The organism is Caulobacter sp. DMC95, assembly GCF_056313785.1.
In genome coordinates this window covers 13,003-33,152 of the sequence record NZ_JBQUZP010000006.1, presented here as the reverse complement: position 1 = coordinate 33,152, position 20,150 = coordinate 13,003, and the positions used below count along the sequence as shown (strand labels likewise).

The 20,150-nt window shown below is 66.0% G+C and carries 18 protein-coding genes; 7 read left to right on the top strand and 11 right to left on the bottom strand.

All coding sequences use genetic code 11. The features are described from left to right. Positions 1-164: 164 nt before the first annotated feature. Both ACT53N_RS14510 and ACT53N_RS14505 read right to left on the bottom strand, forming a co-directional pair. Positions 165-1,388, bottom strand: a complete 1,224-nt coding sequence (locus ACT53N_RS14510; protein ID WP_310209918.1) for an acyl-CoA dehydrogenase family protein — start codon at positions 1,386-1,388, stop codon at positions 165-167. Between the two features lie 13 nt (positions 1,389-1,401). Then, positions 1,402-2,517 carry an acyl-CoA dehydrogenase family protein gene (locus ACT53N_RS14505; protein ID WP_476064558.1) on the bottom strand — a complete coding sequence of 372 codons (1,116 nt, stop codon included), beginning with the start codon at positions 2,515-2,517 and terminating at the stop codon, positions 1,402-1,404. A gap of 141 nt (positions 2,518-2,658) precedes the next feature. Between ACT53N_RS14505 and ACT53N_RS14500 the strand changes: the two genes are divergently transcribed. The 3 genes from ACT53N_RS14500 to pleC all read left to right on the top strand — a co-directional run bounded on the left by ACT53N_RS14500 (position 2,659) and on the right by pleC (position 8,584). Beyond that, complete coding sequence (locus tag ACT53N_RS14500) at positions 2,659-3,210, top strand: hypothetical protein (protein ID WP_476064557.1); 552 nt, start codon at positions 2,659-2,661, stop codon at positions 3,208-3,210. Positions 3,211-3,296: 86 nt separating this feature from the next. Beyond that, a complete protein-coding gene (gene pepN / locus ACT53N_RS14495) occupies positions 3,297-5,888 on the top strand; it encodes an aminopeptidase N (RefSeq protein WP_476064556.1) in 2,592 nt (863 codons plus the stop codon). A 167-nt stretch (positions 5,889-6,055) separates the two neighbouring features. Continuing rightward, positions 6,056-8,584: a cell cycle histidine kinase PleC gene (gene pleC / locus ACT53N_RS14490; protein ID WP_476064555.1), complete on the top strand. Its 2,529-nt coding sequence runs from the start codon at positions 6,056-6,058 to the stop codon at positions 8,582-8,584. Between the two features lie 60 nt (positions 8,585-8,644). Here the strand turns inward: pleC and ACT53N_RS14485 are convergent, their stop codons facing one another. Further along, positions 8,645-8,956 (bottom strand): hypothetical protein, encoded by a 312-nt coding sequence (locus ACT53N_RS14485; protein ID WP_310209901.1) that lies wholly within the window; start codon positions 8,954-8,956, stop codon positions 8,645-8,647. A 273-nt stretch (positions 8,957-9,229) separates the two neighbouring features. Here ACT53N_RS14485 and ACT53N_RS14480 point away from each other — a divergent pair, with 273 nt between their 5' ends. Then, positions 9,230-9,580 (top strand): UrcA family protein, encoded by a 351-nt coding sequence (locus tag ACT53N_RS14480; protein ID WP_476064554.1) that lies wholly within the window; start codon positions 9,230-9,232, stop codon positions 9,578-9,580. On the opposite strand, the gene ACT53N_RS14475 is transcribed toward ACT53N_RS14480, so the two are convergent. From ACT53N_RS14475 to ACT53N_RS14465, 3 genes are read right to left on the bottom strand one after another with little or no spacing between them, the layout of a single operon-like run. Then, positions 9,577-10,023 carry an NUDIX domain-containing protein gene (locus ACT53N_RS14475; protein ID WP_476064553.1) on the bottom strand — a complete coding sequence of 149 codons (447 nt, stop codon included), beginning with the start codon at positions 10,021-10,023 and terminating at the stop codon, positions 9,577-9,579. The two genes, ACT53N_RS14480 and ACT53N_RS14475, sit on opposite strands and share 4 nt — an antisense overlap. A 7-nt stretch (positions 10,024-10,030) precedes the next feature. Beyond that, positions 10,031-11,059, bottom strand: a complete 1,029-nt coding sequence (locus ACT53N_RS14470) for a phospholipase C/P1 nuclease family protein (RefSeq protein WP_476064552.1) — start codon at positions 11,057-11,059, stop codon at positions 10,031-10,033. 18 nt (positions 11,060-11,077) lie between these two features. Further along, on the bottom strand, positions 11,078-11,665 hold the full coding sequence (locus tag ACT53N_RS14465) for a glutathione S-transferase family protein (RefSeq protein WP_476064551.1): 588 nt from the start codon (positions 11,663-11,665) through the stop codon (positions 11,078-11,080). A gap of 194 nt (positions 11,666-11,859) precedes the next feature. On the opposite strand from ACT53N_RS14465, the gene ACT53N_RS14460 reads away from it, so the two are divergent. Together ACT53N_RS14460 and ACT53N_RS14455 are read left to right on the top strand one after the other, a co-directional pair. Continuing rightward, positions 11,860-12,384: a 3D domain-containing protein gene (locus tag ACT53N_RS14460; RefSeq protein WP_476064550.1), complete on the top strand. Its 525-nt coding sequence runs from the start codon at positions 11,860-11,862 to the stop codon at positions 12,382-12,384. Between the two features lie 93 nt (positions 12,385-12,477). Further along, complete coding sequence (locus ACT53N_RS14455; protein WP_476064549.1) at positions 12,478-14,655, top strand: acylase; 2,178 nt, start codon at positions 12,478-12,480, stop codon at positions 14,653-14,655. A 128-nt stretch (positions 14,656-14,783) separates the two neighbouring features. Here ACT53N_RS14455 and ACT53N_RS14450 read toward each other — a convergent pair whose 3' ends face one another. Genes ACT53N_RS14450 through cobA form a run of 5 tightly spaced genes read right to left on the bottom strand, consistent with a single transcriptional unit; the run spans position 14,784 to position 18,952 of the window. Further along, complete coding sequence (locus ACT53N_RS14450; RefSeq protein WP_476064548.1) at positions 14,784-15,518, bottom strand: phosphoadenylyl-sulfate reductase; 735 nt, start codon at positions 15,516-15,518, stop codon at positions 14,784-14,786. After that, positions 15,518-16,024, bottom strand: coding sequence for a DUF934 domain-containing protein (locus tag ACT53N_RS14445; RefSeq protein ID WP_476064547.1), 507 nt, complete (start codon positions 16,022-16,024; stop codon positions 15,518-15,520). Before ACT53N_RS14445 ends, ACT53N_RS14450 begins: the two co-directional genes overlap by 1 nt. Continuing rightward, positions 16,008-17,666, bottom strand: coding sequence for a nitrite/sulfite reductase (locus ACT53N_RS14440; RefSeq protein ID WP_476064546.1), 1,659 nt, complete (start codon positions 17,664-17,666; stop codon positions 16,008-16,010). Before ACT53N_RS14440 ends, ACT53N_RS14445 begins: the two co-directional genes overlap by 17 nt. A gap of 6 nt (positions 17,667-17,672) precedes the next feature. After that, positions 17,673-18,032, bottom strand: a complete 360-nt coding sequence (locus ACT53N_RS14435; protein WP_476064545.1) for a DUF2849 domain-containing protein — start codon at positions 18,030-18,032, stop codon at positions 17,673-17,675. Then, on the bottom strand, positions 18,029-18,952 hold the full coding sequence (gene cobA, locus ACT53N_RS14430) for a uroporphyrinogen-III C-methyltransferase (protein ID WP_476064544.1): 924 nt from the start codon (positions 18,950-18,952) through the stop codon (positions 18,029-18,031). Before cobA ends, ACT53N_RS14435 begins: the two co-directional genes overlap by 4 nt. Before the next feature lie 185 nt (positions 18,953-19,137). Here cobA and gcvA point away from each other — a divergent pair, with 185 nt between their 5' ends. Beyond that, positions 19,138-20,094, top strand: coding sequence for a transcriptional regulator GcvA (gcvA, locus tag ACT53N_RS14425; protein ID WP_476064543.1), 957 nt, complete (start codon positions 19,138-19,140; stop codon positions 20,092-20,094). The last annotated feature ends 56 nt before the right edge of the window (positions 20,095-20,150 follow it).

Below are 20,150 nucleotides of genomic sequence, written 5' to 3'. Positions count from 1 at the left end.
AAGTCTTTGTCATGGCGGGTCAGGTTCGCTTGGCAGGCGAATTTGAGGGATTTTCGCACGTTTCCGCACGGCGGAAACAACTAGGCGAAGTGTCTGCGAGTCGCCCGCTAACCTCGTCAGCAGGCGACTCGCTTCATTTCAAGTCGTGTGAAGATTCGACGAAATCAGCGTCCCGTCGGCATGTCCTTAAAAGCAACGTCCTTGTCCACGCGAACATCGCCCGGCAGGCCAAGGACCCGTTCGGCGATGATGTTCTTGAGGATTTCATCGGTGCCGCCAGCGATCCGCAGGCCCGGGGCCCACATCAAGCTTTGCTGGAAAGCCGCCTCGGCGGGCGCAACCTCGGGATCGGACAGGATGCCGTACTGGTCCTCCATCTCGACCGCGGTATTGGCCAGTTCCTGCAGCTGGTTGGCCGAGATGATCTTGCCGATCGAGCTTTCCGGTCCTGGCGTCTGGCCGCGCGACAGAGCGGTCATGGTGCGGAAGCGCGTGAACTTCAGCCCTTCTGACTGGACGTACCAGTCGGCCAGTTTTTCGCGGAACGACTGATCCTTGAGCGAAGGACCGGTGGGCCCCGCCAGTTCGCGGGCGAGCTTCATGATCTCGCGATAATTCGGGCCGGCCGAACCACCGACAGCCAGACGCTCGTTCATCAGGGTGACGAGGGCGACCTTCCAGCCGTCACCGACCTCGCCCAGACGCTGGCTGTCCTTGACGCGCAGGTCGGTGAAATAGACCTCGTTGAACTCGCGGCCGCCCGACATCTGGTGGATCGGGCGACACTCGACCGCCGGATCCTTCATGTCGATCCAGAACATGGTCAGACCCTTGTGCTTGGGCACGTCGGGATCGGTGCGGGTCAACAGGATGCCGTAGTCGCAATAGTGGGCGCCGGTGGTCCAGACCTTCTGGCCGTTGATCACCCACTCGTCCCCGTCCTTGACGGCGCGGGTGCGCAGAGCGGCGACGTCAGAGCCGCCGGCCGGCTCCGAGAACAGCTGGCACCAGATCTCCTCGCCGCGAACGGCGGGGCCGACAAAGCGCTTCTTGGTCTCACCGTCGGAGAAGGCCATTACCGTGGGCACGCACATGCCGAGGCCGATCGTGAAGTAGCCATAGCCGAGGCCGGCCTTGGTTTCTTCCTGGCCAAAGATCACCGACTGGATCGGCGTGCCGCCGCCGCCGCCGATCGCGGCGGGCCAGGTGATGCAGGCATAGCCGGCGCTGGCCTTGGTGGCCTGCCAGTCCTTGGCGGCCGCCATGTGCTCTGGCGTGTTCGGCTTCAGCTCGCCCCACTTGGCGCGGTGCGCGGCGGCGTTCTCGGCCAGCCAGGCGCGAGCCTTTTCGCGATAGGCGGCTTCTTCGGTGGAATCGTTGAAATCCATGTTCTTCCGCTCCTTACGCCGCGTTCTTCTTTTCGAGTTCCGCCACCAGTCGCTCTTTCCAGACCTTCGGCGCTCCGGCCACAAGGCTCAGTTGGCGCGAGCGGCGATAGTAGAGATGGCAGTCGACGTCCCAGGTGAAGCCCATGCCGCCGTGCACCTGGATGTTCTCCTTGCTGGCGAACCAGAAGGCTTCCGAGGCGGCGATCCGCGCCGCGGCGGCGGCCACCGGCAGCTCGGGCGCACCGTCGTTCAGCGCCCAGGCGCCGTAGTAGGCGTTCGAGCGCGCGACCTCGTTCTTGACGTACATGTCGGCCAGCTTGTGCTTGATCGCCTGGTAGCCGGCGATCACACGACCAAAGGCGTAGCGGCCCAGGGCGTACTCTTTGGCCATCTCCAGGCAGCGGTCGGAGCCGCCCAGTTGCTCAAAGGCTAGCAGAACGGCCGCGCGGTCCAGGATACCCTGTACGACCTCGAAGCCGGCGCCAGCGTCGCCGATCCGTTCAGCCGGCGCGCCGTCGAAGACGATCTTTGCGACGCCGCGGGTGGGATCCAGGCTCTTGAGGGTCTCACGCGACACGCCCGCCCCGTTCAGGTCAACCAGGAACAAGCCCGGCCGGCCGTTCTCGGAGGCCAAGACCAAGGCGAGATCGGCGACGTCGCCGTCGGTGACGGGGATCTTCGTTCCGCTGAGCTTGCCGCCGTCAACGCGGCACTGCAGCGTCGCCGGCCCAACCACGCCCGGACCTTCCGAGGTCGCGAGGCAACCGATCACCTCGCCAGCCGCGATACGGGGCAGGATGGAGGCCTTCTGGGCGTCGGACCCATAGGCCATCACGCCTTCAGCCAGGACATAGACGGTCGAGGCGAACGGGATCGGCGCGACGGCGCGGCCCAGCTCCTCGGCGATGGCGCAAAGTTCGACGCGACCCAGGCCCAGGCCGCCATGCTCTTCAGGGATGCAGGCCCCGAGCCAGCCCTGTTCAGCGACGCCCTTCCAAAGCTTTTCGTCGAACGAGCGATCGGCGTTATCGAGCACGCCGCGCACCACGCTCACGTCGCAATTCCCGGCGAGGAACTTGCGCGCCTCCTCCTTCAGGAACTTCTGGTCGTCCGAATAGTCGAAATCCACTGCAACCTCCCTGGCCGCGCTCTCGGGCGCGTCACGACAGGCACACTGAACGACGTTCACGCGAAGGGAAAGATTGACCCGGCGTCAAGAATTTCAGGTTCTTATGGCGAAAGTTTCGCAAGCTCGGACCCGTCGCGCGCCATGGCCAAGACCGTCTTTCAGAAGAACCAGCGGGTCTGGGTCGACAGCGTTGGCTGCTGGGCGATCGTCGAACGGATCGTGCCCATATGGGCCAAGGGCTTCGATGAGCCGGTGCGCGTGACCTACGACGTGGGCCTGGGTCGCGAGTTCCAAGCCCAGGAACTGAAACCCGAGGACAAGGTCGACCCGCAGGAAGGCGGTCTGGCGTCGAATTGGCGTGTGCTGCGAGCGCGTAACAAGTGGCAGCAGGAGGGCGACTGCGCCCATCACCCCTACCCAGGGACCTATCCGGTTGTTGTCACCGATCCGAACGATTGGGGCGGCTGGCGGACCCCCGGCGCGGAGTACGATCGTGATCCGCACAAGATGGAGTATCAGGCGAGGCTGATCGCCAGCGCGCCGCGGCTCCATGCCATTGCTCGCGAAATCCTGACGCTGGTCGCCGACAACCCCGAGGACGCACCGCCCGCCTTGAGCGCGCTCGCGCAGAAAATCGTGGCGGTGGAGCGCTATTTGCAAGAGTCGCCTTCGGCGCCGCCCTCCGGCGACTAGACCGTGTCAGGGCAAGCCGGCCACCAATTCGAAACGGCTCGTCAAGGTCCCTCGCAGAGCGCGGCGAGCAGGACTAGATAAGACGTATGCGCACCGACACGCCCCAAGCCGTAAACCTCGCGGACTACCGCCCGTTCCCATTCGCCATCGAGACCACTCGTCTGGTCTTCGACCTGCATCCGACGCGGACCCGCGTCTCCGCCGAGCTTTCGGTGCGCCGAACCGGCCAAAAGGGCGAGCCGCTGGTCCTGAATGGCGAACGCCTGACGCTCGTGTCGATCGCCATCAACGGCCAGCCGCTGGCGGCGAGTCAGTACGTCGTGGACGCCGAACATCTCACCATCGCCGAAGCGCCGGACCAGTTCGTGCTGACGACCGAGGTCGAGATCGATCCCTCGTCAAACAAGGCCCTGATGGGCCTCTATATGTCGGGCGGCCGGTTCTGCACCCAGTGCGAAGCCGAAGGCTTCCGCACGATCACCTACTTCCCCGATCGCCCCGACGTCCTGTCGCGGTACAGCGTCCGGATCGAGGCCGACGGCAAGTTTCCGCACCTGCTGAGCAACGGCAATCCCGTGGCCTCGGGTTCTTTGGACGACGGGCGGCACTTCGCCGAATGGTCGGACCCCTTCCCCAAGCCCAGCTATCTCTTCGCCCTGGTCGCCGGCGATCTCGACGTCCTGGCCGACAAGTTCGTGACGATGAGCGGGCGTGAGGTCGCCCTGAGCGTGTTCGTCGACCCCGGTCAGGCCTCGCGCGCCGCTTATGCGCTGGACAGCCTCAAGCGCGCTATGAAGTGGGACGAGGAGACGTACGGCCGCGAGTACGACCTGGATCTCTTCATGATCGTCGCCGTGCGCGACTTCAATTTCGGGGCCATGGAGAACAAGGGGCTGAACATCTTCAACAGCTCGCTGCTCCTGGCCGATCCGCTGACAGCGACCGACCTCGACTACGAGCGGATCGAAGCCGTCGTCGCCCACGAGTACTTCCACAACTGGACCGGCAACCGCATCACCTGCCGCGACTGGTTTCAGCTGTGCCTGAAGGAAGGCTTCACGGTCTTCCGCGACCAGGGCTTCAGCGCGGACATGCGCGGCGCGGCCGTGCAGCGGATCAAGGATGTCCGCGCGCTGCGGGCCCGCCAGTTTGCTGAGGACGCAGGTCCCCTCGCCCACCCGGTTCGTCCGTCCAGCTATCTGAAGATCGACAACTTCTACACCGCGACGATCTACGAGAAGGGCGCAGAGATCATCCGGATGCTCAAGGCGATCCTGGGCGCGGCCGCCTTCCGGAAGGGCTGTGACCTCTACTTCCAGCGCCATGATGGCCAAGCCACGACGGTGGAAGCGTTCATCGCCTGCTTCGCCGAAGCTTCCGGTCGCGATCTGTCGGGCTTCTTCGGCTGGTACGAGCAGGCCGGAACGCCGGCGGTGACCATCGAGACGGACTACGACGCCGCCGCCGGCGCCCTGACCTTGACCCTCGCCCAGACCACGCCTCCGACGCCGGGTCAGCCGGTGAAAAAGCCTCTGCCGATTCCGATCGCCATCGGCTTGCTCTCGGCGGACGGCGCGGTGCTTCGCGACACCGAAATCGTTCTTCTGGATCAAGCCCGGGTGACGGTTCGCTGGGACAAGATTCCCGAACCGCCGGTGCTCTCGGCGCTTCGCGGCTTCTCCGCGCCGGTGAACCTTTCGACCGACGCGCGCCCCTCGGACCGCTACGTGTTGTTCGCGTCGGACACCGACCTGTTCAACCGCTGGGAGGCCGGCCAGACCCTGGCGCGGGACCTGATCCTGACGCGCGCGGCCGGTACGCCCGACGAAGTCGGCGAGGAGCGCTATGCCGACGCGCTGGGTCGCGCGCTTGTCGACGACGCCGCCGAGCCGGCGTTCAAGGCGCTGTTGCTGGCGCTGCCCTCCGAGCCGGACCTGGCCCTGATGTTCGAGGCCGCCGACCCGGCGGCCCTCCATGAAGCCCGCAACCATCTTCGCACTCGCATCGCCGTCCATCTCGGCGACTTGCTGCGACGTCTGCACGGCGAGATGCAGATCGACGGCGAGTTCTCGCCGGACGCAGACGCCGCAGGTCGCCGAGCGCTGCGCAACGCCTGCGCCGAAGCCCTTTCTGCAGAGCCGCACGCGGAGAACCTCACGCGCCTGCTTGGCCACTTCGGCGCGGCCCGAAACATGACCGATATGATCGGCGGCCTCTATCCGATGGTCGCCATGGGCGGTGTTCCCCGGGAAAAGGCGCTTGAAAGCTTCCACCATGCCTGGCGCACCGAGCCGCTGGTGCTGGACAAATGGTTCGCGGTGCAAGGTCGCGACCCGAACCCGGATGTTCTGGAGCGCGTGATCGCCTTGACGCAGCATGCCGATTTCGAGCCGACCAACCCCAATCGGCTGCGAGCCCTCATCTCGACCTTCGCCAACTTCAATCCAGCGCGTTTCCACGATCCCAGCGGCGCCGGCTACGCTTTCCTGGCGGACGAAATTCTCAAGATCGACGCCTTCAATCCGATGACTGCCGCGCGACTTGTCGAGCCGCTGGGCGGTTGGCGGCGGTACAAACCGGAACTCGGACAGCTGATGCGAGCCCAGTTAGAGCGGATCGTCGCGCAGCCCAACCTGTCCAAGAACGTTCTGGAACTGGCGAGCAAGGCGCTCGGCTGACGAGTCTTTCGCAGCCGCCCGCCACTCGGGATTGCGACCAATAGGCTCAGCCGTTCGAAATCCGCTGCTTCTGCGGTGACGCGCACGGCGGCGGTACGTTAGATTCAGGCTCTGGCGAAGTGACTCGCCATGGGGATCCACGGGAGTCGGGCGCGTTGAACAAGGGCATGGCCAGACACGGAGGGCCGGCGACAGCCGGGCCGACCGCGCCGGCGGCCGTGCGCGCCAAGCCTGTAGGCGCGCCCTCCCAGACGCTCGTCCGTGTTGCGATCCTCGCCGCGCTCCTGCTTCTGGCCGTCTACACCGCGTTCGGCGTCCATCGCTTGCAGCGCGAGGCTCTGACGCAGCCTGGCGGCGCCCCGTTGGCGGCGAAGGCGCAACTGATCGCCGGCCGCGTGGACGCCAACCTGGCCGCCCAGCGCGCAGGCCTCTCCGCCGCCGCCGATCTTCTGAAACGTGACCCTGGCGCCACCATGGACGCCGCAGAAACTACTCTGCGCGCGGCCGGCGGCGAGGCCGCCGCCGTGGCTGTCGTCAGCCAGGCGGGCGTCGTCGCCGTCGCAGGCCGTGACGAGGGCGCCGACTGGAAGGCGGCCGCCATCGCGGCAGGGGCTTCGGGCCGGACCAACTGGATCGGGTCAGTCGGCCAAACGGACCGCCTCTATGTCGCCACCACAACGACCTTGGATCGCGCACGCGCCTTCGTGATTTCAAGCGGCGACGCCTCGCGCCTTGTCGCCGATCCCGAGAAGGGCGAGAGCGGCGCCCTTGCCTTGCCCGACGGCAAACTGATCGCGGCCCAGGGGCGCGGCGTCCAGGGCGCGAGCGCCCTCCGCGAGGCCTTCGCGGTCTCGGTTGAAGACCTCGGCGACGGCCCCGCCGCCGTACGCGGTCAGGGCGCCGATGGCGCTGTCCTGGATGTCGCGGTGCGTCCGATCGCCGAGGGCGCCCTGCTCGCCGTTGCGGCGGCGCCGACACGGTCGGTCGCGAACTTGGATCGGCAGGTCATGGAAGGCGCCTTCAGCCTCCTGGTTCCGCTCGGCGTGGGCATCGCGCTGGCGCTGCTGTTGATGATCCAGAGCCGCAAGGCCGAGGTGGCCCATCGCGAATTCATCGACAGCGAACGCCGCTTTCGGCTCGCCGTCGAGGCTGCGCGATGCGGGATTTGGGAATGGGACCTGAACGGCGACCAAGTCTATCTGTCCGACGTAACCGGCGCGATGTTTGGCTGGGGCGGCGGCGGTGTCGTCTCGGGTCAGGATCTTTTGGAACGGATCTCCATCGACCACCGCGAACGCGTCCGTCAGGCGCTGGCCAATGCGGCGATGTACGGCGCCTTCGATGTGTCGTTTCGTGTCCCGGCGACGGAACAGGGCGCCCGGTCGCTCTGGATCGACGCTCGGGGTCAAGGGTTTGGCAAACCCGGAAGCGAAGGCCACGCCCGGATCATCGGCGTGGCGCTGGACGTTACGGAAGAGCGCATCGCCCAGGCGCGCGCGCAAGCCGCTGAAAATCGCCTTCGCGACGCGATCGAGAGCGTGTCCGAAGCCTTCGTGCTGTGGGATCGGCAGGGTCGCCTGCTGATGTGCAACCGCAACTATCGCAGCGTGTTTTCGCTGGAGCCCAAGATCCTCAAGCCGGGTGCTGCGCGCGCCGAGGTCAATCGCTTCGCCGCCTTGGCCATCAAGCAGGAGCACCCTGCTCCTGACGGCGCCAAGGGCGTTCGCGAAGCCGAACTGATGGACGGTCGCTGGATTCAGATCAGCGAGCGTCGCACCGCCGAGGGCGGTCTGGTGATGACCGCCGCCGACATCACGGCGATCAAGACACAGGAAGAAGCGCGCCGGCGCAATGAGGAGCAGCTTCAGAACGCCGTTGCGGGCCTGGAGCGCAGCCAGGAGCAGCTGGCCGAACTGGCGCGCAAGTACGAGACCGAGAAGGTCAAGGCAGAGAGCGCCAACAAGGCCAAGAGCGAATTCCTGGCCAACATGTCTCACGAACTGCGGACTCCCCTGAACGCCATCAACGGCTTCTCGGAGATCATGATGAACGAGATGTTCGGACCGCTCGGCGACCAGCGCTACAAGGGCTACAGCCAGGACATCCACTCGTCGGGCCAGCATCTGCTGGCGCTGATCAACGACATCCTCGACATGTCCAAGATCGAGGCCGGCAAGATGAACCTGAAGTTCGAGCCGATGCACCTGGAGGATGTCGCCGAGGACGCCGTTCGGCTTGTGCGCAACCGCGCCGAGGCCGCGGGCCTCAAGCTGAACATCGACTTCCCGCAACTGCCCGAGATCGAGGCCGACTATCGCGCCGTGAAGCAGGTTTTGCTGAACCTGCTGTCCAACGCCATCAAGTTCACGCCGCGCGCCGGCAGCGTCACCGTGCGCGCGGAAGTCCGTCGCGATCCGTTTGGTGACCTGATCAAGGTCTCGGTGACGGACACTGGCATCGGGATCGCCAAGGAAGACCTGGCGCGACTGGCCAAGCCTTTCGAACAGGTCGAGAGCCAGTTCTCGAAAACGACCCAAGGAACGGGCCTAGGCTTGGCGCTCACCAAGTCGCTCATCACCATGCACGACGGCGTGCTGGAAATGCACTCGACACCTGGCGAAGGGACGACGGTCAGTTTCACCCTGCCCGTGCGACACAGCGAACAGAAGCTCACGCGCGACTTCGTGGCGGCCTGAAACGAAAACCCCCGCCGGTGAACCGGCGGGGGTGTGCTTCGTCGGTTGACGTGTCGGAGCTTACGCGCCGCCCGGGAAGCGGAACGGAACCTTCACGGTGCCCGTCTTGGCGCCCATCGGCAGCTTTTCCGCGATGCACATGGCGGCCTTGTCGAAGCCCTTGCCGGCGGCGCTGTTGTCGACGACCTTGCAGTCCGACAGCTTGCCGCCGTCAGCGTTACACTCGAGCATCACCTGCGCGGCGTCGCGCGTGTTGGCGTGCTGTTGCAGGCAGCGGGCCATCTGGTCTTCGAAACCGCCACCGGCCGAAGCGGCCTGAGCGACAAAGAAGCTGCCAGCGACACCCGCGGCAATCACGATCGAGAGTTTCATAGCCGCCCATCCCTTCTGGCGAACAAAGTTGATGGGAGCGTTGTCTCAGAAACGGGCTAACGAAGACCCAAGGTTTGCGGTTAATCATTTACCAAAGCCGAAGGGCCGCCCGTTTCCGGAAAGCCACCTGGCCGGAGCAGGCAGAAATATTACAGCTAATTCATAGACTTAATTCAACGTCATGAAGCACTCGTAACGGGTGTTCCTGCGCTCGCCGTTCTACATCCTGACCCAACGGATCGCCAAGCGACCACCAAGACCAAGGATCAGGACATGAGCAAGCTCATCAACCGCATCGCCGTCGCCGCCGCGCTGGCCCTGGCCGCCACGCCGATCATTGGCCTCACCGCCGCCCACGCTGGCGACAAGGCTGAAACGCCGGTTGTGCGGATCAAGGTCGGCGATCTGGACCTTTCAAGCCCCGCCGGCGCGCGCGAGTTCGACAAACGCGCCCAGGTCGCGATGTTCCAGACCTGCCAAGCCAAGGGCTTCCGCGGCCTGTCCGCGAAAGCCTGCCTGCTGGAGTTTCAGGAGGATCTGCAAGCCGCGCTGTCCGATAGCCAGCGGGCGGACCTGAAGCTGGCGCGTCGGCAGGGCGCGGACGTCTCGCTAGCCTCGAACTAGCCGCGACGCATCCACGCCGCGACCGCCCAGGCGTGGGCGTCGTGGCGAAGGGCGACGACCGCATCACGAGGATCCAGCCAGACCAGAGCGTGGTCATCCTCGACCTTGAGGCCCTCAACCAACCGGATGACGCTCACGGCGTAGATCCCGCCGAAGTTTCGGACGGGCTGACCGTCCGATTTCAGGAAGACCTGCGAGACGCGCTCGATGATCGCGCCCGCCTCCACAACGAGCCCGGTCTCTTCGCCAAACTCTCGCACGACTGCTTGCGGCTCGGTCTCATCGCCGTCGACCGCGCCGCCGGGAAGATCAAAGTATGGCGCCTTGCCGGGCTTGGTGACCTGGGCCAGAGCGATCTGGCCCAGGCTGTTCTCGGCGACTCCGAACGCTGCAGGACGATCCTTGTAGTTCAGCCCCGCGACGGGCGCGCCGAAGGCCAGCATCGCTGGATCAGTCCTTACCGTAGAGATCAAGCCACGGATCGGCCTTGCCGCTCTCGACATCGGCGACGCTGATTTCCGGACGGTAGCCGATCTTGCCGCTGGCGCTCTCAGTCCAGGCGTCGACGACCAGATCGCGCAGGGCCGTCGCGCCGGCGGCGATCCGGGCTTGGACAAAGGTCTTGGCGCGCGGGTCGGAGGGGACCAAAGCGCCTGCCTTCTCAAGCTGATACAGGGGCTCGGTCTGCTTCCAGGTCTCGGTCAGGTACCCGACGACGCGAGTCTCGATCGAGCATGCGCATGACTTGTAGGCTGGCACCAGGGCCTGGATAGACGCCTGGTCGCCCAACGCCTTGGCCAGGGGCCCCTCGAATTGCGAGTGAATCTGGCGCGAGTTCGTGTAGCCGTTCGGATTGGGGTAATCGCCCCAGCCATTGTAGTGCACCGACAGGTGCAGCGGCTGGCTGGCGTCGCCCACATAGTGCGCCCAGACGCCCAGGTCGCGCAGCAACAGCTCTTCCCGGCGCTTCAGGTCGGCCTTGTAGTAGGCGAGCCTGGTGGCGTCCTTTTCGATCTTCACCACCGCCGTCAGGATCCGCCAATAGGTGAAGTCTTTCACCAGCTGCTGATAGCCGTCGATAATCGCGTAAGGCAGGTACCCGGCTTTCCAGCTATCCTGGCCAACAGCCCGCAGAGCGGTTTCATAGTCCGCGCGCGTCGGCGGCAGGGTCGCCACGGTGAACATAGGGCCGCCATACATGCGCCCCTCATCGTCGAGGTCCAGGAAGTGGGCGGAGTCGCGATCCGTACCGTGGATCTTGCCCGAGCCCTTCCAGCGGTCCGGTTCGCGTGCGTACTCGCCGATAGCGGCGATCGCCGTCGGGGTGCGCAGGAACGCCGGCACATCCGCCGGAAGGTTTCCGGCCGCGACCACGCCGACGACACGGTGGCCTGAAGCGCCCCAGGCAAGCGCCGAGGTGGCGGGCGTCGCCAGAGCGGCGGCGAAAGCGAGGATTTTCAGGCTGGACGACAGGCGCAAGGACTTAACTCCAGAAGACTATTTTATGCCGAGACCGGCTTCGACACGGCCCACCCAGGCTTTGACGGCGGGATAGAGCGACAGATCGAACCCGCCCTCGTGCGCGACGCGGGTGTAAGCCACCAGAGCGACATCCGCCAGAGTGACCCTCTCCCCGACCAGAAACGGCGATTGTTTCAGCTGTGTTTCGAGGCGCGCCAGAGCAGCCGCCCCGCGCTCCACCAAGCGAGGCTCCAGGCTTTCGGCCGGCTTGCCGAGATAGAGCATCTGGAAACGCGCAACGGCGATATAGGGCTCGTGGCTGTACTGCTCCCAGAACATCCATTCGAGCATCTTCGCGCGATCAAAAGCGTCGGTCGGGATCAGATCCGAGCCTTCCGCCAAGTGAACGAGGATCGCGTTGGATTGCGCCAGCGGCCGCCCGTCGGCGAGCACGACCAGGGGCACCTGACCGGCGGGGTTCAAGGCCAGGAACTCGGCCGTCCGCGTCTCGGCGGTAAGCACATTCGTCTCGATCCAATCATAGGCGAGACCCAGGCGGTCGGCCGTCCACTTCACCTTCAGGCAGTTGCCGGAAATCGAGTCGCCATAGATCCGCAACGCCATGTTCGTCCCCTCCAGAGGCTCGAGAGGAAAAATCGACTCCCCCAAGGCCAAGTTTCAACGCCCTGAATCGATGCCGGTTTTTCCCGCGCGGCGCGAGGCCGCGCCGCGCCATATCGACTCACAGGGTTGTCACAGAGCCGTGATCGGACTATCCAGACCCCGCCCGACAGACCGCCGATAAGAGGACACCCTCGATGCGACGCAAGCTCGCCGGAATTTTGGCCACTGCGGTCATCTCCGCATTCGCCGCTCCCGCCATCGCCGCAGCCGCCCCGGAGGCGGACTCCGCGCCGGCCCCAGCCGCCCATGCCGATCCGCTGGGCGACTTCATCACTTCGGCCTTGAGCGGCGGCGCCCTGCCCGGTTCGGTCGAGTGGAAGATGAAGGCGACGATGTATCATGCCGGCGCCAAGGGCATCCGCGCGTTCGACTCTTTGGGCTGCAGGGTCGCGGCCATGCGCACGGTCGCTGTCGACCCGAAGGTCATCCCCCGCCGCACCGTGATCTTCATCAAGGAGACCGTGGGCCTGCCCATGCCGAACGGTGAAAAGCACGACGGCTACTGGTACGCTTCCGACATCGGCGGGGCGATCAAGGGCCTGAAGCTGGACCTGTTCAGCGGCGTCGGTACTAGCTCGATGAAGGCGCTGCGCGGTCTGGATCTCACCAACCTTTCGGTTTCCAAGGTTGGCGAGTTCAAGGGTTGTCCGCCCCAATAGGCGCTTCAGCCATCTGAGATGGACTGGCGTTGACGCCCGAACTCGGCTTGGATCCCCGCTGGTTCGAGAAGCGCTTGGTTTTCGGGGGTCGTCATGCGTCGCTATTCAGTCAGCATCCTGGCGCTATGCGCCGTGCTTTGCGCAGGCTCGGTTCAGGCCGGTGAAGACCTGTCGCGACTTAAGGCGCGCGCGGCCAAGGTCGAGATCACCCGCGACACCTGGGGCATCGCCCACATCCACGGCAAGACCGACGCCGACGCGGTATTCGGCATGGCCTACGCCCAGGCCGAGGACGACTTCAACCGCGTCGAGGCCAACTTCATGACCTCACTCGGCCGCACCGCCGAGGCCGAGGGCGAGAAGGCGATCTGGGCCGACCTGCGCCAGAAGCTGTTCATCGATCCGGCCGTGCTGAAAGCTGACTACGCCAAGAGCCCGGCCTGGCTGAAGGCGCTGATGAACGCATGGGCCGACGGCCTGAACTACTATCTGGACACCCATCCGACCGTGAAGCCCAGGGTCATCCAGCGCTTCGAGCCCTGGATGGCGCTCAGCTTTTCCGAAGGCAGCATCGGCGGCGACATCGAGCGCGTGGCGCTGACGCAGCTGGAAGCCTTCTACGGCAAGCGCCAACTGGCGATGACCGCCGACGAGAAAGGCCTTCTCTTCAAGGAACCCACTGGCTCCAACGGCATCGCCATAGCGCCGAGGCTGACCCTCGACGGCGAGGCGATGCTGCTGATCAACCCGCACACCAGCTTCTTCTTCCGCTCGGAGATGCAGGTCTCTAGCAGCGAGGGCCTGAACGCCTACGGGGCCACGACCTGGGGTCAGTTCTTTATCTATCAGGGCTTCAACGCCAAGGCGGGCTGGATGCACACCTCCAGCGGCGTGGATGTCGTCGACGAATTCATCGAGACGATCGTCGAGAAGGACGGCCAGCGGTTCTACCAGTATGGCGATCAGCTTCGACCGTTGAAGACTGAAGTGATCACGGTCCCCTATCGCGCCGCTGACGGCGTGATGGCCGAACGCAAGTTCACGGTCTTCAAGACCCATCGGGGTCCCATCGTGCGCGAGGAGAACGGCAAGTGGATCAGCATCGCGCTGATGAACAAGCCGGTCGCCGCGCTCCAGCAATCGTTCCTGCGCACCAAGGCGACCGACTACGCCTCGTTCATGAAGGTGGCGGAGCTCAAAGCCAATTCCTCGAACAACACCCTATTCGCCAGCGCCAAGGGCGAGATCGCCTATCTGCACCCGCAGTTCATCCCGATCCGCGACGATCGCTTCGACTACACCAAGCCCGTCGACGGCTCGACCCCAGCGACCGACTGGAAAGGCCTGCACGCCCTGAAGGACGCGCCTCAGGTGCTGAACCCGCCGAACGGCTGGGCCTTCAACACCAACAACTGGCCCTATACGGCGGCCGGCCCCCACAGCCCCAAGCAGGCGGACTTCCCGAAGTACATGGACACGTTCGGGGAAAACCCGCGCGGGCTGCACGCCGAGCTGGTCTTGAAAGACACCAAGAACCTGACGCTCGGCGGCCTGATCGAGAAGGCCTACGATCCTTACCTGACCGCCTTCGCGCGTCTGATCCCGACGCTTGAGACCGCCTATGCGGCGACGCCCGACAGCGACCCGATCAAGGCCAAGGTCTCCGCGCAGGTCTCCGCCCTGGCCGACTGGGACCGCAAGTGGTCGACGCGGTCGACGGAGACGTCCCTGGCCGTGTTCTGGGGCGAAGCGATGTGGGCCAAGGCCGCGCCGGCGGCCAAGGCCGAGGGTCTCAACACCTATGACTACATGGCCGACAAGCTGTCGCCCGCCGACAAACTGGCGGCGCTGGCCGAGGCGTCCGACCGCCTGACCGCTGACTTCGGCTCGTGGAAGACGCCGTGGGGCGAGATCAACCGCTTCCAGCGCAACGACGGCGCGATCGTCCAGACGTTCGACGACAACAAGCCCAGCATCCCGGTGGGCTTCACGTCAGCCCAGTGGGGGTCTCTGGCCTCGTTCGGGGCCAAACGCTGGCCGGGCACGAAAAAGTACTACGGCACGCTGGGCAACAGCTTCGTGGCGGTCGTGCAGTTCGGCGAAAAGGTCCGGGCCCGCGCCATTTCGGCCGGCGGCGAAAGCGGCGATCCAGCCTCGCCGCACTTCAACGACCAGGCGCAGCGCTATGCGATCGGGAACCTGCGGGACGTCTACTTCTATCCTGAGGATGTGAAGAAGCACGCGGTGCGGACGTACAGGCCTGGGGAGTAGCTCCCAATCCTCTCCCTAAAGGGGGAGGTGTCGGCTCGAAGAGACGGCGGAGGGGGAAGAGGCAAGATCCGCAGACCTCCCCCTACGGCGCTACGCGCCACCTCCCCCGCGAGGGGGAGGATCTAGACTCAGATATCTCCGCCCACGTTAGGCGCGACACCGGGCGCCCGCGCGACGTGGATGCCGCACTCGGTCTTCTCCTGCCCGGCCCAGCGACCCGAGCGGCCATCATCGGACGGCTGGGTGCAGGGCCAGCAGCCGATCGAGGCATAGCCCTGTTCGACCAGCGGGTGGGCCGGCAACTGGTGCTCGGCGACATAGACGTCGAGATCGGCCTTTGACCAATTGGCCAGCGGGTTGAACTTGATCTTGCCGTCGGCCTCCTCGACCACCGGCAGGCTCAGGCGGTCGCCGCCGTGGAAGCGCTTGCGACCGGTGATCCAGGCGTCAAAACCGCCCAGCGCGCGATCCAGCGGCAGCACCTTGCGGATATGGCAGCAGCCATCGACGCTGGTCCGCCAGAGGTCGGAGTTGGGATCCTGGGTCGCCAGATCGGCGAAGGCCGGCCGCAGGTCGCGGACGTCGGTCAAGCCGAACCGGGCCGCGAGATTCTTGCGATAGTCCAGCGTCTGGCCAAACAGCATGCCGGTGTCCAGGAACAGGACCGGCAGGCGGGGTGAGATCCGCGAGGCCAGGTGCAGCAGCACCGCCGACTCCGCGCCGAACGATGAGACCAACGCCAGCTTGTCGCCGAAGTACTCATGAGCCGTGCGGAGGATCTCGCTCGGATGGGCGTCGCGCAGCTCGGCGTCCAGCCGGGCGGCAAGGCCTGGAGCCGTCGCGCTCGTCTGGTCGTAGGCCACTAGAGCGCCCTCTCGTCGAGCGCGATCGAACGTGCGTCGGCCGCGCGCTGATAGACATGGCGGAAGCGTCCAGCGGCCTTGGTCAGCGCCTCCGGCGTTGCGCCATCGGCGGGCTCGAAGGCGTCAAAACCGCAGCGGACCATGAAGCCCACTTGCTCCTGCAGCACGTCGCCGACGGCGCGGATCTGGCCCTGATAGCCGAACCGCTCGCGCAGCAGCCGCGCCGAGGTATAGGCGCGGCCGTCGCGGAACTTCGGGAACGCCAGCGCCACCACCGCGATCCGAGGCAGGTCATAGGCCAGGACCTCGACCTCCTGGTCGGGCTCGATGCGCACGCCGACGCGGCGGCTGTTGGAGGCCAGCAGCGCATCGCCCTCGGCCTCGAAGCGGGCCAGCGACAAGATCACATCGCCGCTGGCGGGGATCGCGTCCTCGTCGGTCAGGTGGGTGAAGCTGTCCTCGGTCCAGTGGGCCTGACCGTCAACGAGCTCAATCAGCTTGGGCATAGACAGCCTCCTTGAAGGGCTCGAGGCCAACGCGACGATAGGTGTCGAGGAACCGCTCGCCCTCGACGCGGGTGTTCAGATAGGCCTCGACCAGTTGATCCACGGCCGTGGCGACCTTGTCGGCCGGCAGGGCCGGGCCGAGGATCTTGCCGATCGAGGCGTCTTCCGCGCCCGAGCCGCCCAGCGACAGCTGGTAGAATTCCTCGCCTTTCTTATCCACGCCCAGGACGCCGATGTGGGCCACGTGGTGGTGACCACAGGCGTTGATGCAGCCGCTGATCTTGATCTTCAGCTCACCCACCTTTTCGGCGCGATCGAGGTCGGCGAACTGGCGGGCGATGTCTTGGGCGATCGGGATCGCCCGCGCATTGGCCAGCGCGCAGTAGTCGAGACCCGGGCAAGCGATGATGTCGCTGACCAGGTCGATGTTCGGCGTCGCCAGACCGGCGGCCTGCAAGGTCGCGAACACGGTCGGCAGATCGTCCAGCTTGATGTGGGGCAGGACTAGGTTCTGCACGTGGGTGACGCGCAGGTCGTTCTGGCCATAACGCTCGGCCAGATCGGCGACCACGTCCAGCTGGTGGGCCGAGGCGTCGCCCGGGGTCTGGTCGGCGGCCTTCAGCGAGACCTCGACGATCGCATAGCCCGGCTGCTTGTGCGCGCGGACATTGTTGCGCACGAAGCGGGCGAAGGCGCTGTCCTGGGCCTTGGCCAGTTCGAAGGCCTCCGAACGGGCCGGCAGGGCCTCGAAGGTGGTGGTGGCGAAGGCGGCGCGGATCCGCGTCAGTTCGGCGGCCGGCAGGTCAGCGCGGGCGGCGTCGATCTTGGCCCACTCTTCCTCGACTTGGCGGCCAAATTCCTCGGGGCCCAGGGCGGCGACAAGGATCTTGATCCGCGCCTTGTAGATGTTGTCGCGTCGGCCATGGCGGTTGTAGACGCGCAGGACCGCTTCCAGATAGCTCAGCAGGCGGTCGGTCGGCAGGAACTGCTTGATGGTCGGGCCGACATAGGGCGTGCGCCCCTGCCCGCCGCCGACGATCACCTCGAAGCCCAGCGACCCATCGCGGCCCTTGCGCAGCATCAGCCCGATGTCATGCACCTTGGCCGCCGTGCGGTCCTTGGCCGACGCTGTGATGGCGATCTTGAACTTGCGCGGCAGGTACGAGAATTCCGGGTGCAGGGTCGACCACTGGCGGATCACCTCGGCCCAAACGCGCGGATCATCGACCTCCTCGGCCGTGGCGCCGGCATAGGGGTCGGAGGTGGTGTTGCGGATGCAGTTGCCGCTGGTCTGAATGGCGTGCAGATCGACCTCGGCCAGCTTGTCGAGGATCTCCGGCGCATCCCTCAGCTTGATCCAGTTGAACTGGATGTTCTGGCGCGTGGTGAAGTGGCCGTAGCCCTTGTCATAGTCCCGCGCGATCTCAGCGAGGCGTCGGGCCTGGGTCGGGTTGAGCGAGCCGTATGGGATCGCAACGCGCAGCATATAGGCGTGGAGTTGCAGATAGAGGCCGTTCATCAGCCGCAGTGGCTTGAACTGGTCCTCGGTCAACTCGCCGGACAGACGGCGAGCGACCTGGCCTCGGAACTCGGCCGAGCGGTCGGCCAGGAATTCCTTGTCGATGAGATCGTACTGGTACATGCCGCCCTACTTCCTGCGGATCAGGTCAACGCGACCGGTCGAGCGCGCCGCGCCCGAGGCGTGCCGCAAGGCTTCGATCACATCGCCGCCCTCGGCCTGCTTGCCGTGCGTCGGTTCGTTGGTGGGCCCAAGCGCCCGTATGCGTTCGCGATAGCTGAGCGGCGCCCAGCGGCCCTCGGACTCGACGAGGTCGATCGGGTAGACATCGACCACGACATTGGGCTCAGCCTTGCCCGCTGCTACGGCCTGCTCGACCGGCGCCTCGGCGTCAAACAGCTCGGCCTCGCCGAAGCGCTCCACCCACTGGCCGGACTTCCAGAACACGACCTCGCCGTCGATCAGGCGATTGGCGACAACGGCTTTCATTTAAACTCTCCTCCCCAGCGAAGCGGGGGAGGTGTCAGCTCGCCCCTGGGCGAGATGACGGAGGGGGCGCGCTTTGCGGCGAGCGCCCCCTCCACCGCTTCGCGGTCCCCCTCCCCCGTAAACGGGGGAGGAGATTGAACATCCGCCATCGCCATGGCTTCGCCCACCATCAGCAGAGCGGGTCCGCGCACGGCGGCGGCGGCCTCGGCCAGGCCGGACAGGGTTGTCAGGATCCGCCGCTCGTCCGCGCGGCTGGCGTTCTCGACGATCAATGCCGGCGTCGAAGGCTGGCGACCGGCCGCGACCAGGCGCTCTGAAATCAGCGGCGCGGTCGACACGCCCATGTAGATGACCACCGTCTGGTTGGGGCGCGCCAGCGCGGCCCAGTCGAGGTCAGGCTCTCCGTGGGCCGCGTGACCTGTGACGAAGGTCACGGCCTGGGCGGAACCGCGATGCGTCAGCGGCGCCCCGGCGCCGGCGCTGGCCGCCAAGGCGGCGGTGACGCCCGGCACCACATGGCACTCGACGCCAGCGGCGCGACAGGCCGCCAGCTCCTCCCCGCCGCGACCGAACAGGAACGGATCGCCGCCCTTCAGTCGGACGACGGTCAGCCCTTCCAAAGCCAGGGCGACCAGAAGTTGGTTGATGTCATCCTGCGGCAGAATGTGGCGCGACTTGCGCTTGGCGACGTTGATCCGGCGTGCGCGGCTCGGCGCGAGGTCCAGGATCTCTTCGGAGACGAGACCGTCGTGGACCACCACGTCGGCGGCCCGCAGGGCGTTGAACGCCCGGAATGTCAACAGGTCCGGGTCACCGGGTCCGGCTCCGACAAGCCAGACCTCGCCGAGCGGACGGCCCGCGTGTTTGCCGCCAACGACGACAAGTCCGGGCGGGCGATTTCGGGCTGGCGGGCGGGCCATAGGTTTAGAACCTCTATCAGGCCGCTTGGAATAAAGCGTTGGAACGCAAGGCGGGGTCGCCCCTAAGGACAACCCCGCTCGCACTCGCCGACGAAAAGGGCCAATCCGCCAGCGAACGCTTGCAAACTCGGCTCGAAGGGGCCAATTCGCAAACAAGGACTTCTGCCGGGGCGTTCAGTAAAACTATGGAAAGACCGAACGAGCGCCGTCGCCTGCCGCCGCTGAACGCCCTGCGCGCGTTCGAGGCCGCCGCGCGCCATTTGAACTTCAGCCGGGCGGCGGACGAGCTGTCGGTGACCCCTGGCGCGGTCAGCCAGCAGATCCAGAACCTGGAAGACTATGTCGGCGCGGCCCTGTTCAAGCGTACGCCCAAGGGCCTGCTGCTGACCGACGCGGCGCAGACCGCCCTGCCCGCCCTGCGCGAGGCGTTTGACCGCTTGGCCGAGGCCGCCAGCCTGCTGACCGCTGCCGTCGACGGCCGCCGCCTGACCCTGACGGCCGCGCCCTCGTTCGCCGCCAAGTGGCTGGTGCCGCGGCTGGGCAAGTTCGAACAGGCCCACCCCCAGGTCGACGTCTGGCTCTCGGCGGGCATGGAGGTCGTGGACTTCGCCACGGGCGAGGTCGACATGGCCATCCGCTATGGCTCGGGCCGATATCCGGGGCTGGAAGTCATCCGCCTGCTGCACGAGACCGTCGTGCCGGTCGCCAGCCCGGAGCTGCTGGAGCAGAACGCCTTGGAACGCCCCGAGGACCTGCAGCATCACATCCTGCTGCACGACGGCTCGCCCGACGCTGATGACAGCTGCCCCGACTGGGCGATGTGGCTGGCCGCACGTGGGATCAAGGGCGTCGACGGCGCGCGTGGGCCGCGCTTTAACCAGTCGAGCCTGGTGATCGAGGCCGCCGCCAACGGCCGCGGGATCGCCCTGGCCAAGCGCACCCTGGCCCAGGCCGATCTCGACTCCGGGCGCCTGGTTATCCCGTTCGAGGCGTCCACCGCCGTCGACTTCGCCTACTACGTGGTTCACCCCAAGGCGAAGGGGCGCTTGCCCCAGGTGAAGGCCTTCGTGAACTGGCTGAAGGCGGAAGCCGAGGCGCATGAGGCGGCTCTGCGCACGCTGGACAACGGCGCGGGCATCTGACGGCGCGATCGGCAGGTTTTGGGATGGTCCGAGCGCCCTAAAACCGCTTAAAGGGG